10 protein-coding genes are annotated in these 13,911 nt (G+C 68.8%); 4 read left to right on the forward strand and 6 right to left on the reverse strand.

Annotation, left to right across the window (positions count from 1 at the left end; genetic code table 11):
- Positions 1 to 1,365 carry an aminotransferase class V-fold PLP-dependent enzyme gene (locus OG876_RS38675; protein WP_328521686.1) on the forward strand — a complete coding sequence of 455 codons (1,365 nt, stop codon included), beginning with the start codon at positions 1 to 3 and terminating at the stop codon, positions 1,363 to 1,365.
- Between the two features lie 16 nt (positions 1,366 to 1,381).
- On the opposite strand, the gene OG876_RS38680 is transcribed toward OG876_RS38675, so the two are convergent.
- Both OG876_RS38680 and OG876_RS38685 read right to left on the reverse strand, forming a co-directional pair.
- Positions 1,382 to 3,439: a prolyl oligopeptidase family serine peptidase gene (locus tag OG876_RS38680; protein WP_328521687.1), complete on the reverse strand. Its 2,058-nt coding sequence runs from the start codon at positions 3,437 to 3,439 to the stop codon at positions 1,382 to 1,384.
- A gap of 126 nt (positions 3,440 to 3,565) precedes the next feature.
- Positions 3,566 to 5,092 (reverse strand): alkaline phosphatase D family protein, encoded by a 1,527-nt coding sequence (locus OG876_RS38685; protein ID WP_328521688.1) that lies wholly within the window; start codon positions 5,090 to 5,092, stop codon positions 3,566 to 3,568.
- A 218-nt stretch (positions 5,093 to 5,310) separates the two neighbouring features.
- Here OG876_RS38685 and OG876_RS38690 point away from each other — a divergent pair, with 218 nt between their 5' ends.
- Positions 5,311 to 6,390, forward strand: coding sequence for a fatty acid desaturase family protein (locus OG876_RS38690; protein ID WP_328521689.1), 1,080 nt, complete (start codon positions 5,311 to 5,313; stop codon positions 6,388 to 6,390).
- A gap of 55 nt (positions 6,391 to 6,445) precedes the next feature.
- Entirely contained in the window at positions 6,446 to 7,531 is a 1,086-nt protein-coding gene (locus tag OG876_RS38695) for a fatty acid desaturase family protein (RefSeq protein ID WP_328521690.1), read from the forward strand.
- Here OG876_RS38695 and OG876_RS38700 read toward each other — a convergent pair.
- The 4 genes from OG876_RS38700 to OG876_RS38715 form a co-directional block, all read right to left on the reverse strand.
- Positions 7,508 to 8,536 carry a LacI family DNA-binding transcriptional regulator gene (locus tag OG876_RS38700; protein WP_328521691.1) on the reverse strand — a complete coding sequence of 343 codons (1,029 nt, stop codon included), beginning with the start codon at positions 8,534 to 8,536 and terminating at the stop codon, positions 7,508 to 7,510. The genes OG876_RS38695 and OG876_RS38700 overlap by 24 nt on opposite strands.
- Positions 8,537 to 8,727: 191 nt before the next feature.
- Positions 8,728 to 10,422, reverse strand: a complete 1,695-nt coding sequence (locus tag OG876_RS38705; RefSeq protein WP_328521692.1) for a ribonuclease J — start codon at positions 10,420 to 10,422, stop codon at positions 8,728 to 8,730.
- Positions 10,419 to 11,333 carry a 4-hydroxy-tetrahydrodipicolinate synthase gene (dapA, locus tag OG876_RS38710; protein WP_328521693.1) on the reverse strand — a complete coding sequence of 305 codons (915 nt, stop codon included), beginning with the start codon at positions 11,331 to 11,333 and terminating at the stop codon, positions 10,419 to 10,421. Before dapA ends, OG876_RS38705 begins: the two co-directional genes overlap by 4 nt.
- 197 nt (positions 11,334 to 11,530) lie before the next feature.
- Complete coding sequence (locus OG876_RS38715) at positions 11,531 to 12,319, reverse strand: metal-dependent hydrolase (RefSeq protein WP_328521694.1); 789 nt, start codon at positions 12,317 to 12,319, stop codon at positions 11,531 to 11,533.
- Between the two features lie 125 nt (positions 12,320 to 12,444).
- On the opposite strand from OG876_RS38715, the gene argG reads away from it, so the two are divergent.
- Positions 12,445 to 13,878 carry an argininosuccinate synthase gene (gene argG, locus OG876_RS38720; RefSeq protein ID WP_328521695.1) on the forward strand — a complete coding sequence of 478 codons (1,434 nt, stop codon included), beginning with the start codon at positions 12,445 to 12,447 and terminating at the stop codon, positions 13,876 to 13,878.
- Positions 13,879 to 13,911 lie beyond the last annotated feature (33 nt).

The raw sequence follows: 13,911 nt of genomic DNA on the forward strand, positions 1-13,911 counted from the left end.
ATGTCGATTCTCTCCATCCTCGAACCGGCCAGCGCGAGTACGCCGCGGCCGACGGTCACCCGGCTCGTCACCGGCAGCATCCCCACCACGGTCGGCTCGGACCTGCTGGTCCCGCTGGCCGACGGCCGAGTCACCGACTACGCGAACTTCGACCACGGAGCCAGTGCGCCGTGTCTGGAGTCTGTCCGGGCCAGCGTCGAGGCGGCGCTGCCGTCGTACGCGTCGGTGCACCGCGGCAACGGCTACGCCTCCCGCATCACCACCCAGTGGTACGAGCGCGCTCGCGCCGAGGTGCACGCGTTCGTCGGAGCCCGCGCCGACGACCAGGTGATCTTCACCCGCCAGACCACGGACGCGCTGAACTTGCTCGCCCACGCCGTCCCCGCGGACGCGACTGTGATCGTCTTCGAGTCCGAGCACCACGCCGCGCTCCTGCCCTGGCCGGCCGAGCGGACCGTCCGCCTGACGGCGCCCGCCTCCCCCAGTGAAGCGGTGACCAACGTCGCCGACGCTCTGCGCACCGCGCCTGAGGGTCCGCGGCTGGTGGTCGTGACCGGCGCCTCCAACGTGACAGGTGAGATCTTCCCGATCGCGGAGATCGCCGCGGTCGCCAAGGCGCACGGTGCGCGGGTCTGCCTCGACGCCGCGCAACTGGCCCCACACCGGCGGGTCGATATCGCCGCACTGGACGTTGACTGGGTCGCACTGTCCGGCCACAAGCTCTACGCGCCGTACGGCGCCGGTGCGCTGATCGGCCGCGCCGACTGGCTCGACGCCGCCGATCCGTACCTGTACGGCGGCGGCGCTACGACCGCGGTCACCGGCGACACCGTGGTCTGGGCGACCGGTCCGGCGCGGCACGAGGGCGGCTCCCCCAACGTCATCGGCGCTATCGCCCTCGCCGCGGCGTGTGCCGCGATCAGCAAGCACCGCGACGCGATCGAGCAGCACGAACGCAGCCTGCTCGCCCGCCTCCGGACCGGACTGGCTCAGCTCCCCGGCGTCACGACGTACTCGATCTTCGGCGAGGACGCGGACCGTGTCGGCACCGTCTGCTTCACGGTTGCCGGTCTGAGCTCAACGCTCGTGTCAGCGGCGCTGAGCGCCGAGTACGGCATCGGTGTCCGGGACGGCAAGTTCTGTGCGCACCCGCTCGTCGGTCACCTGCTCGCGGACTCCCCCGAGCACGGCACCGCGGTCCGGGCGAGCCTCGGCCTCGGTACGACGCGTGAGCACGTGGACCGGCTCGTCAACGCCGTACGGACGCTGGCCGCCGGTGGACCGCGGTCGGAGTACGAGGACACCGCGCACGGCTGTCAGCCCACCGACGACCCGCGGGACCTCCAAGCTCCTCGCATCTGGTAGCGAACGCCGGCCCCTCCTACTGCTCAGGAGGTACAAGGCCTACATGGTGAGCAGCGAACGCCAGTAGGTCCGCCCATTCCGCCGCGACCATGGCGGCGGGTTTCCCGAAGCCGTGACCGGTGTTGACCTCGACGCGGGTCAAGACCGGTCCCGGACCGGACTGGGCATGCTGCAGCTCGGCGATGAACTTGTGACTGTGCAACGGCACCACCCGGTCGTCGTGATCACCCGTGACCACGAGAGTCGCCGGGTACGACGTCCCGTCACGCAACTGATGCAGTGGTGAGTAAGCCAGCAGATCCTCGAACTCCGACGCATCGTCCGGATGGCCGAAGTCAGAGGCCCACGCGGCGCCCACTGTGAACATGTGGAACCGCAACATGTCCATGACGCCCACACCGGGCAGTGCGGCCGCGAACAGGTCCGGTCGCTGTGTCATGGCCGCTCCCACGAGCAGACCGCCGTTGCTGCGACCGTGGATCGCGAGCTGCGCAGGCGTGGTCACCCCGGTGTCCCGCAGGTGCTCTGCGACAGCGATGAAGTCGTCGAAGACGTTCTGCTTGTTCTTGAGCCGTCCCGCGTCGTGCCAGTCGCTGCCGTACTCACCGCCGCCCCGCAGGTTCGCGATCACCAGCACTCCGCCGGCCGCGAGCCACGCCGGCCAGCCCGGCTTGTAGTCGGCCAGGATCGGGATGCGGAAGCCGCCGTACCCGTAGAGCAGCGTCGGACGTGGTGCGGAGACGTCCAGGTCTGAGCGAGTGATCAGGAAGTACGGCACCTCGCGGCCTGGCTCGACGCGTCGCGTCACGGTGACCGACGGGGACGTGAATCCACCTGAGCCACGGACGAGCTCCGGCAAGGCACGGACGACGCCCGACGACGTCGAGACGACGTACGACACGGTGGGATCGGTTGTGGTCGACAGGCCGACGAAGAGCTCGTCGTACTCGGGGCTGGCGTCGAAGCCCACCACTCCCCCGCCCGGTACGTCGATCACCCGCGCATCGGACCCGTCGAGCGCGAAGAGCGTCAGCGCCGGCTGTGCGTCGACCAGCGTCAGGGTGGCCAGTCCGGCGGCAGTGCCGCGAACGGCCTGCAGTGTGGCCTCGCCCTCCGGGATCAGGTCGACGAACTCACCGTCCAGCGAAGCGAGCACCACGCGACCACGGGAGGCGTCACGATCGGTCCGCAGTACCAGCTGGTCGCCGGACATCCGCACGAACGCGATCTCGTCGGCGAAGGAGTCCACGACCTTCACCGGCTCGCCGAAGCCGTCGGAGGTGATCGGAAAGACCCAGAGCCGAGCGCCGGGGTCAGTGCCCTCGGTGATGTGGACGACGAGGTAGCGATCGTCCTCCGACACCTCCGGTGTGATGAAGTAGCGGTCCTGGTCCGGGAAGCTCAGCACGAGCTCGTCATCGGACTGCGGTGTGCCGACCTTGTGCAGCATCAGACGCCCGCCGGTGAGCGTCTTCGTCTCAGTCCCTTCACTGCGGCCACTCGCCGGGTAGTGCAAATAGAGGTACGCCGAACTGTCCGGGAGCCACGTGGCTTCGCAGAACTTCGCCCCCGTGACCACATCGTCGACGGGCGTGCCCGTGGCGATGTCGAGCAGCCGGAACGTCGTCCAGTCGCTGCCGCTCTCGTTGACGCCGTACGCGAAGTACTTGCCGTCCGGACTCACGGTGAACGAGCCCAACGAGTCAGTGCCGTCGGCGGACAGCGTGTTGGGGTCGATCAGGACCCGGCCGCCGGCGAGCAGCGCGTCGAGTGACTCGGCGACGTACACGACATCCTGGGCCTGCGTGCCGTCGTTGCGGCCGACGAGGTACCAGCCGGCTTTCTTCGCCGGGACGCCGGCGCGTGGGCGGGCCAGGATCGCCGCCATGGTGGTCTGGAACCACTCCCGCTCCGGATAGCCGGAGAGCTCGGCCTGGGTGAACTCGTTCTGCCTGCGGACCCAGTCCCGGGTGTCGGGCGCGTCAGGGTCTTCCAGCCAGCGGTAGGGGTCGGCGATCTCCTGCCCATGCAGCGTGTCGACCACATCGTCGCGGCGGCTCTCCGGATAGCTCATGCGGACAAACCTAACCGGACATGACAACCCTCAGCAGAGTCCGTACGAGCAATGAGCGTCGCACTCACCTGCTCCGGTGGGCGGCATCCCGCGCAGGCGCCGGAGCCAGGTGAGTACGACGGGCCCTCAGTGGTGGGCCGGGGTGATGTCCTTGGTCCAGAGGACCGTGCCGAACAGGTTGCGCAAGGAGATCGTGAGGACTCCGGTGCGCGGGTCGATCGTGGTGTGGCCGAAGAACTGGTTGCCGCTCGCCGGCGACTGGCTCGCGAAGTCCGCGACCTTCGAGAACACGACCTCCGGGCCGAACGTGTTGTCGAGCGCGTTCGGCCCGAACGTGCCGGCGTTGATCGGGCCGGCCACGATCTCCCAGAACGGGTCGAAGTCGGTGAACGCCGCGCGGGACGGGTCGTAGTGGTGGGCGGCTGCGTAGTGCACGTCGGCCGTCAGCCAGATCGCGTTACGGACCTTGCGCTTCTTGAACTGGCTCAGCACCCACGCGATCTCGTGCTCGCGACCACCCGGCGCACCGGCGACGCCGTTGGCGACGGCCTCGATCAGGTCGCCGTCCGGGACCAGCAGGCCGAGCGGCATGTCGCTCGCGATCACCTTCCAGGTCGCCTTCGACGCGGCCACCTCGCGAACCAGCCAGGCGGCCTGCTCGGCACCGAGCATCGCGACCGGGCCGACGGTGGCGGGCGTCGGGTTCGCGCCGCGGTACGTCCGCATGTCGAGGCAGAAGACGTCGAGCAGCGGGCCGTAGCTGACCTTGCGATAGATCCGGTCCCGGCCCGCGACGTGCTCCATCGGCAGGTACTCGAGGAAGGCCTTCTTCGCCCGGGACGCGAGGACGTCGACGCGCTTCTCGGTGTAGCGGTCGTCGGTGAGGATCTCCCCCGGATACCAGTTGTTCAGCGTCTCGTGGTCGTCCCACTGCGCCACCAGCGGCACGTCGGCGTACAGGTCGCGGACGTTGTGGTCGAGCAGGTTGTACTTGTACCGGCCGCGGTACTCGGCCAGGGTCTCGGCGACCTTGGCGACCTCCTCGGTCACCACGTTCTTCCAGATGGTGCCGTCGGCAACTTTCAGCTCGGCCGCGATCGGGCCGTCGGCGTAGATGTTGTCGCCGGAGTGCAGGAAGAAGTCAGGGCGGGTGTCGTGCATCGCCTTGTACGCGATCATGCCGCCGAGGTCCGGGTTGATGCCGTAGCCCTGACCCGCGGTGTCGCCGGTGAACACGAAGGACACCGGCCGGTTGCGGCCCGGCGTACTGAACGAACCGTCGAGGGTCTCGCCGACCCGGCCGCGGGCGTCCTCGAAGCCGATCCGGTAGTCGTAGCGCTGGCCGGGACGCAGGCCACGCAGCGGAAGCCGGGCGGTGAAGTCGTCGGCGGCAATGGTGACCGGACCGCGCAGCCGGATCGACTTGTCGAAGCGACCGTTGCTGGTCAGCTGGACGACCAGCCGGCCGGGGCGGTCCGTGCGGGACCAGACGACAGCGGACTGCGGGGTCACGTCGGCGCTCGCGATGCCGGACGGCAGGGCGGGCCGATCACGGCGGACGACATTGGGGGCCGCGGTCGCAACCCCTGGTACTGCGAGGGTGGCGCCGGCGACGGTGGATGCGGCCAGGAGCTGGCGGCGGCTCAAGTTCATGAGCCGAAAATGCGCTCCGCTGATGACGGTCAGATGACGGCCGGGCTAACTGGGCGCCAAATCACCCGCAGCGGCGGACAGCCGGCCGCGGTCACCGGACGCCGGCTTGCTTGTGGCTACCGGGCGTGGTTCCGTTGGGGGTACCAGCCACCTTCTCGTACCCGCTGCCCTGGACCCGGTAGCGCATCGACCGATGCACTCCGGAGCGGGGCATTCTCATGTCACAGCTTGTCGCGGAAGACCCTGATCCGTCACGGCCGCAGCAGCGCTACACGAACCTCTACACCGACCTTCTGACGACTGTCCGCGAGCTCGGACTGCTCAAGCGGCGGCGCGGGTACTACATCACCCGGATCGGCCTGGTGCTGGCCGCCTTCGTGGCGGTCTGGGTCGGCGTCGGCCTGCTCGGCAACTCCTGGTTGCAGCTCCTGATGGCAGGCGCCCTGGCGCTGGTGCTGACGCAGGTCGCCTTTCTCAGCCACGACAGCGCGCACCGGCAGATCTTCGACTCCGCCGCCTGGAACGACTGGACCGCTCGCCTGCTGGCCGGTGGACTGGTCGGGATGAGCGCCGCGTGGTGGCGGTCGAAGCACAGCCGTCACCATGGGGCACCGAACCAGCTGGGAAAGGATCCGGACATCGCGATCGGGGTCGTCGCGTTCACCCCCGACCACGTGGCCGAGCGCACGGGCTTCCAGGCGTGGCTGACCCGTCGCCAAGGCTGGCTGTTCTTCCCGTTGCTGACCCTGGAAGGCTTGAGCCTCTACGTCTCGAGCATCCGCCACCTGTTGCGCCGGGGAGCGACGTCCGTCGAGCGCATCGAGGCCGCGATCGTGGTGGGCCGGATCGGAGCCTATCTGGCCGTGCTGTTCATCCTGCTGCCGATCGGCAAGGCCGGCGCGTTCCTCGGCTTGCAGCTCGCCGTCTTCGGGGTCTGCCTCGGCGGTTCGTTCGCCCCGAACCACAAGGGCATGCCGCTGGTGCCGAGGACGATGAAGCTGGACTTCCTGCGGCGCCAGGTGCTGATGTCCCGCAACGTCCGCGGCGGGGTGATGGTCGACTTCGCGATGGGCGGCCTGAACTACCAGATCGAGCACCACCTGTTCCCGAGCATGCCCCGGCCGACGCTCAAGGCGGTCCGGCCGATCGTCCGCGAGTACTGCGCCCTGCATGAGGTGAAGTACACCGAGGTCGGCTTCTTCGCGTCGTACAAGATCGTCGTCGACTACCTGAACAACGTCGGGCTGCGGGCGCGCGACCCGTTCCAGTGCCCGCTCGTCGCGCAGAACCGGAACTGATGCACTTTGCCCAGCCGACCTCACCGGTCCACCTCACCGCACGCCTGGCGTCACGATGATTCTTGATGATGGCGGCGTGGGCGCCCAGCAGCGGTACGTCAGCCTGTACACGGATCTCCTCCATACTGTGCGGGAGCTCGGCCTGCTGCGGCGGCGCCAGGGCTACTACTACACCCGGATCGGCGTGGTCCTGACGGCGTTGCTGGCCGTCGCCGTCGGCGTGGTCCTGCTCGGCGACTCCTGGTTCCAGCTGGTGCTGGCCGTTGCGCTCGCGCTCGTGCTCGTGCAGGTCGCGTTCCTCAGCCACGACAGCGCGCATCGGCAGGTCTTCGACTCCGCGGCCCGGAACGACTGGACGGCACGCATCCTCGCGGGCGCAGTCGCGGGCATGAGTGTGACCTGGTGGCGGACGAAGCATTCCAGGCACCACAACGCGCCGAACCAGGTCGACAAGGATCCCGACGTCCAGCTCGAGGCCATCGCCTTCACGCCGGATGCGGTCGCGAAGCGCGGCCGACTCGGTCAGTGGTTCGCCGCACGCCAGGGCTGGCTCTTCTTCCCACTGCTGACGCTGGAAGGGCTCGGCCTGCACGCGTCGAGCCTGCGGCACCTGCTGCGCCGCGACGCGAACCGGCTGGAACGCATCGAGGCCGCGGTCGTGGTCACGAGGCTCGCCGGCTATGTGGCTGCGCTCTATCTGCTGCTCCCAGCCGGGAAAGCCAGTGCATTCCTCGGCCTGCAGCTCGCGGTCTTCGGGGTCTGCCTCGGTGCGGCGTTCGCGCCGAACCACAAGGGCATGCCGCTCGTCCCGGCCGGCATGCGGCTCGACTTCCTCCGCCGCCAGGTGCTGATGTCACGCAACATCCGCGGTGGCGTCCTGGTCGACTTCGCGATGGGCGGCCTGAACTACCAGATCGAGCACCACCTGTTCCCGAGCATGCCCCGACCGACGCTCCGGCGGGTGCAGCCGATCGTCCGCGAGTACTGCGCTCTGCACGGCGTGAACTACACCGAGGTCGGCCTGTTCACGTCGTACAAGATCGTCGTCGACTACCTCAACAACGTCGGCCTGCACGCCAGGGACCCGTTCCAGTGCCCGCTGGCGGCGGAGCTGCGCTCAGGCCGGCGGGATCTCGCCTGATCCGCGGATGGTGAGCTTCACCGGGACGCGGACCGTCCGACCGGGGCGATGTGGCTCCGGGAGACGCTCGGTCATCAGCTGGATCGCCGTCCGGGCCATCACGTCGGCCGACTGCGCGACCGCGGTCAGGCCGGGGCTCAGCAGGTCGCCGAGGGCGAGGTCGTCGAAGGAGACCAGCGCGACCCGATCCCGCCGGCCCGCGAGACCGCGGAGGACCTCGGCCGTGGTCATGTTGTTGGCCGACAGCAACGCCGTCGCCGGCTCCGGACGATCCAGTACGGCGGACAGCGTGATGCCGATGCCCTCGGTCGTCGGCTCGGACAGGTGGACCAGGTCCTCGTCCACGTCGATGTGGTGCCGGGCCATCGCGGCCCGATAGGCGACCACGCGTTCGCGGGCCGTGAAGATCCGCTCGTCGTCACCGAGGTACGCGATCCGCCGGTGCCCCTGCCGGACCAGGTGGTCGATCGCCTGATCGATCCCGCCGGCGTTGTCCGCGAGTACTGCGTCGGCCTCGATCCCGTGGGCCGGCCGGTCGATCGTGACCACGGCCATCCCGGCGTCGACGTGCGGCGCGAGGTAGTCCTGGGTCTCCCCGATCGGCGCCATGATCAGCGCGTCCGGCCGGCGGGCGACGAACTCCAGGCAGACCTCCCGCTCGCGCTCCGGGTCCTCGTCGGTGAGCCCGATCATCACGACCGAGCCGGACGACCGGGCCCACAGCTCGACCGCCCGGCCGAGCGAGGCGAAGAACGGGTCGCCGATGTCGCGGATCACCACTGCGATCGTCCCGGTCTTGCCGCGGCGCAGCATCCGGGCGCTCTCGTTCGGCGTGTAGTTGAGCTCCTTGATCGCGGCCTGGACCTTGGCGGTCAGCTCCGGGCTGACGTTCGGCTCCTCGTTCACCACCCGGGAGACGGTCTTCAGCGCGACCCCCGCCCGGGCCGCGACCTCCTTCATCGTGGGCCGGCGCTGGCCCGTCCCGTTCACTCCGCTGATGGTCATCGCCGGCCCCTCTCTCCCCTGTTGTGTCAGTGCCTCGTGCGCTCTGTAGCTTGAACGATAGCGGTGTCCAGGTGCGTGCATCACGGTGCTGGAGAAGCGCCCTCGATGCGGAGCATCGTGGGTGCTTCGCCAGTGCCGTGAGGTGCGTGCCTGGGCGCCGGTAGCGTCAAGTTACAGAGCGCACGAGGCACTTAGCTCTCCACGACGACCGGGATGATCATCGGGCGGCGGCGGTGGGTGTCGCTGACCCACTTGCCGACCACCCGGCGGATCACCTGCTGCAGCTGGTACATGTCGTCCACGCCGCTGCCGATCGCCTTCTCGATCTCCGCCTCGATCTTCGGCTTGAGGTCGTCGAAGACGGTGTCGTCCTCGGCGAACCCGCGTGCCTGGATCTCCGGCCCGGCGGTCAGTTTGCCGGTGACCGAGTCCATCACGGCGATGACCGAGATGAAACCCTCGTCGCCGAGAATCCGGCGGTCCTTCAGCGAGGTCTCGGTGATGTCGCCGACGGTCGAGCCGTCGACGAACACGTACCCGCAGTCCACCTTGCCGGCCACCACGGCCTGCCGGTCGATCAGGTCGACCACCACACCGTCCTCGACGACGACCACGTTCTTCGCCGGTACGCCGGTCTGGACGGCCAGCTCCGCGTTCGCGTGCAGGTGCCGGATCTCGCCGTGCACGGGCATCACGTTGCGCGGCTTGACGATGTTGTAGCAGTACAGCAGTTCGCCCGCGCTGGCGTGTCCGGACACGTGTACGAGCGCGTTGCCCTTGTGGATCACGTTCGCGCCGTGCCGGGTCAGGCCGTTGATCACCCGGTAGACCGAGTTCTCGTTGCCCGGGATCAAGGACGACGCGAGTACGACGGTGTCGCCCGGCTGGATCTGGACGACGTGGTGGTCGTTGGCCGCGATCCGGGACAGCGCCGACATCGGCTCACCCTGCGAACCGGTCGACACCAGCACGACCTGCTCCGGCGGGTAGTTGTCCAGCTCGCGCATGTCGATCAGCGTGTCGCCGGGCACCGTCAGGAAGCCGAGATCACGGGCCACACCCATGTTGCGGACCATCGAGCGGCCGACGTACGCGACCTTGCGGCGGTGCTTCACCGCGGCGTCCATCACCTGCTGCACCCGGTGCACGTGCGAGGCGAAGCAGGCGACGATGATGCGCTGGTGCTTCGCGTTGGTGAAGACCCGGTCCAGCACCGGCGCGATGTCGCGCTCGTTGGTGGTGAAGCCGGGCACCTCGGAGTTGGTGGAATCGACCATGAACAGGTCGACACCCTCCTCGCCGAGCCGGGCGAACGCGCGCAGGTCGGTGAGCCGGTTGTCGAGCGGCAACTGATCCATCTTGAAGTCGCCGGTGTGCAGCACCGTGCCGGCCGGCGTCGTGATCGCCACCGCGAGCGCGTCCGGGATCGAGTGGTTGACCGCGACGAACTCGCAGACGAACGGCCCGATCTGGAGCTTCTCGCCCTCGACCACGGTCTGCTGCGGCACGTTGCGATGCCGGTGCTCCTTCAGCTTGCCCTCGAGCAGCGCGAGCGTGAGCTGCGAGCCGATCACGGGGATGTCGCCCCGCTCACGCAGCAGGTAGGGCAACCCGCCGATGTGGTCCTCGTGGCCGTGCGTCAGGACCACCGCGACGACGTCGTCGAGGCGGTCCCGGATCGGCTGGAAGTCCGGCAGGATCAGGTCCACGCCGGGCTGGTTCTCGTCGGGGAACAGTACGCCGCAGTCCACGATCAGCAGCTTGCCGTCGTACTCGAACACCGTCATGTTGCGGCCGACCTCGCCGAGGCCACCGAGCGGGATCACCCGCAAAGCGCCCGGAGCGAGTGGTCCGGGCGCGTCGAGATCTGGATGGGGATGGCTCATGCAATCAGTCCTGCCGTTTTGAGGTCGGTGGTGAGCCAGTCCACTTGTTCGGCGGTCGCCTCAACCAGCGGCAACCGGAGGGTCGCGTGCTCGATGACGCCGGCCAGCTTGAGCGCGGCCTTCACCATGATGGCGCCCTGGGTCCTGGTCATGATCGTCTCGACGGCGGGCACCAGCCGTCGGTCGATCTCTTGAGCGGTGGCGAGGTCGCCGGCCACCACGGCGTCGATCAGTTGCCGGTACTCCGGGCTCGCGACGTGCGCGACGACACTGGCGATGCCGACCGCGCCGACCGCCAGCGAGGCGAGATTCAGCTCGTCGGCACCGCAGTAGTAGAACAGATCGGTGTTCGCCAGCACCTTGGTGGTCCCGGCGAGGTCGCCCTTGGCGTCCTTCACCGCGACGATCCGTGGATGCTCGGCGAGCGCGATCAGGGTCTCGCTCTTGATCTCCACGCCGGCCCGGCCGGGGATGTCGTACAGGATGTTCGGCAGGGCGGTGGCGTCGGCGACCGCGGTGAAGTGCGCGCGCAGCCCGTCCTGCGGAGGCTTGTTGTAGTACGGCGTGACGACCAGGAGCGCATCGGCTCCGGCGGCCTCGGCCTGCTTCGCGCACTCGATCGTGTGCGCGGTGTTGTTGGTCCCGACACCGGCGATCACCTTGGCGCGGTCCCCGACCGCCGCCAGCACCGCCTTCACCAGCTGGACCTTCTCCTGGTCCGAGGTGGTCGGCGCCTCGCCCGTGGTCCCGTTGATGATGAGGGCATCGTTACCGCGGTCCACCAAATAGGTCGCGACCTTCTGCGCGGCGTCGAGATCGAGCGCGCCATCGGGCCGGAACGGGGTGATCATCGCCGTCGTCAGGCGGCCGAACGGCGGCGCTGGCGTGGCGGAGGAAGCTGGCGAGGACATGGGGCTCAGATTACCGCTCCGCAGCCTCGGAGAAATGAGTAGGCCTGATGGCTGTCCGCTCGGGGGTCCGGGCAGCCACCAGGCTCACTCGTCCTATCGGGCCTGCCCCGGCAGTCGTTACAGCTTCCACGAAAAAAATCCGGAAAAACTTCTGCGAATACTTTCCGTAGCCAGACTGCTGCGCAGCGTCGACCACTTCAGCGCGCCAGCCAGATCGAGGTTGCGTCGAAAACATGCTGGACCGCCCGCAGTCCGCCCGGAAGCAGCAGTACGCCGGCCGCCAGCAGGAGCGGCGCGATCACCAGGCGTTCGACCCAGCTACCCGTGCTGAAGCGGAGGAGACGCGGGAGCCGGATCTCGTACCAGGTCTCGCCGCGGATCGGCAGCGGCCAGAGCCACGGGCAGCCGGAGCGAGTGAGGCTGTCGCCGAGACAGTGGACGAACATGCCGAGGCCGACCGCCATCCCGATCCAGCCGCCGATCTCCGACAAGCCGGCCTGTACGGCGTCGGCCGTCGTCGTACCGGGCAGCGCCGTACCGAAGACCGACCAGGCCGTAGCGCCGAGGACCGCGAGGACGATCCAGTCGCCGAGTACGTCGGCGGCCAACACCAGACCGGTCACGGCGACCGCGAGCACCGCCCACTTCCCCCGGTCGCCGAGGCTGGCCGTGAGTACGCCGAGCAGGATCGCGGCGGCCAATGTGTGGGTAGCGTGGCGATGCCTCCCCGTACTGTCCTCATCGCGCGGACCCTTGGTGAGGTCGTAGAGGACGCCGGAGAAGGCGCGGATGAGACCGGACACCAGCCGGGTGATCGGTCCGAGCAGCCGGGAAGCGCTCGCTCCCGGATGATCGAGGTCAGGCAGGAGTGCGTAGCCGGCTGTCGCAGCTGCGAACGGCACCACCTCGGCCACCGACGTCAGCCCGATCAGCGGCGCCACCACCAGCCCGGCGCACCACCCCGACAAGGCATGCGACCGCCCCATCACCGTGCCTCACACTCCCCTCACCCTGGAACGGCTCATCCTTTCAACCGTGGTCCGGTCCTCCAGGGAGGCTCGCCCGACGTCGTCGTTTTGCATAATCATGCAGAGGGGTGCATACTTTTCCTGTGTCCAAGGTGCTTACGTCATTGCCGGTTGGTGAGCGGGTCGGGATCGCGTTCTCGGGTGGTCTCGACACGTCGGTCGCGGTCGCGTGGATGCGCGACAGGGGGGCGGTGCCCTGCACGTACACCGCCGATCTCGGTCAGTACGACGAGCCCGACATCGCGTCCGTCCCGGGACGGGCCACGGCGTACGGCGCCGAGATCACCCGCCTGGTCGACTGCCGGGCGGCGCTGGTCGAGGAGGGGCTGGCCGCGCTGGCGTGCGGTGCGTTCCACATCCGGTCCGGCGGGCGGACGTACTTCAACACCACCCCGATCGGGCGGGCCGTGACCGGCACGCTGCTGGTCCGGGCGATGCTCGACGACGACGTCCAGATCTGGGGCGACGGGTCGACCTTCAAGGGTAACGACATCGAGCGGTTCTACCGCTACGGCCTGCTGGCCAACCCGCACCTGCGGATCTACAAGCCGTGGCTCGACGCGGACTTCGTCTCCGAGCTCGGCGGCCGCAAGGAGATGTCCGAGTGGCTGGTCACCCACGGCCTGCCGTACCGGGACAGCACCGAGAAGGCCTACTCCACCGACGCCAACATCTGGGGCGCCACCCACGAGGCGAAGACGCTGGAGCACCTCGACACGGGCGTCGAGACCGTCGACCCGATCATGGGCGTCGCGCACTGGGATCCGTCCGTCGAGATCCCGGCCGAGGACGTCACGATCGCGTTCGAGCAGGGCCGGCCGGTGACGATCAACGGCAAGGAGTTCGGCTCCGGGGTCGATCTGGTGCTGGAGGCGAACACGATCGGCGGCCGGCACGGGCTGGGCATGTCGGACCAGATCGAGAACCGGGTCATCGAGGCCAAGAGCCGCGGGATCTACGAGGCGCCGGGGATGGCGCTGCTGCACGCGGCGTACGAGCGGCTCGTGAACGCGATCCACAACGAGGACACGCTGGCCAGCTACCACAACGAGGGCCGGAAGCTCGGCCGGCTGATGTACGAAGGCCGCTGGCTGGACCCGCAGTCGCTGATGCTGCGGGAGTCCCTGCAGCGCTGGGTCGGTACGGCGGTGAGCGGTGAGGTCACGCTGCGGCTGCGGCGGGGCGAGGACTACTCGATCCTCGACACCACCGGTCCGGCGCTCAGCTACCACCCGGACAAGCTGTCGATGGAGCGGGTCGAGGACTCCGCGTTCGGCCCGGTCGACCGGATCGGCCAGCTGACCATGCGCAACCTGGACATCGCCGACTCCCGCGCCAAGCTCGAGCAGTACGCCGGCCTGGGCATGTTCGGCAGCCAGAACCCGGCGCTCGCGTCCTCCACCGACCTGATCGGCGCGATGCCGACCGGCGGCGCCGACGCGATCGCATCCCGCGGCGAGGCCACCGAGCAGGACGAGCTCCTCGACCGGGCCGCGATGGAGTCCGGTACCGACTGATCCATCCACCTCAGTCCAGCGACCGGCCTTCAG

Source organism: Kribbella sp. NBC_00359 (assembly GCF_036097425.1).
GTDB lineage: Bacteria > Actinomycetota > Actinomycetes > Propionibacteriales > Kribbellaceae > Kribbella.

Coding starts and splice junctions, on each gene's coding strand:
- OG876_RS38675 (WP_328521686.1), top strand. CDS start 1: ATGTCGATTCTCTCCATCCTCGAACCGGCCAGCGCGAGTACGCCGCGG.
- OG876_RS38680 (WP_328521687.1), bottom strand. CDS start 3,439: ATGAGCTATCCGGAGAGCCGCCGCGACGATGTGGTCGACACGCTGCAT.
- OG876_RS38685 (WP_328521688.1), bottom strand. CDS start 5,092: ATGAACTTGAGCCGCCGCCAGCTCCTGGCCGCATCCACCGTCGCCGGC.
- OG876_RS38690 (WP_328521689.1), top strand. CDS start 5,311: ATGTCACAGCTTGTCGCGGAAGACCCTGATCCGTCACGGCCGCAGCAG.
- OG876_RS38695 (WP_328521690.1), top strand. CDS start 6,446: ATGATTCTTGATGATGGCGGCGTGGGCGCCCAGCAGCGGTACGTCAGC.
- OG876_RS38700 (WP_328521691.1), bottom strand. CDS start 8,536: ATGACCATCAGCGGAGTGAACGGGACGGGCCAGCGCCGGCCCACGATG.
- OG876_RS38705 (WP_328521692.1), bottom strand. CDS start 10,422: ATGAGCCATCCCCATCCAGATCTCGACGCGCCCGGACCACTCGCTCCG.
- dapA (WP_328521693.1), bottom strand. CDS start 11,333: ATGTCCTCGCCAGCTTCCTCCGCCACGCCAGCGCCGCCGTTCGGCCGC.
- OG876_RS38715 (WP_328521694.1), bottom strand. CDS start 12,319: ATGGGGCGGTCGCATGCCTTGTCGGGGTGGTGCGCCGGGCTGGTGGTG.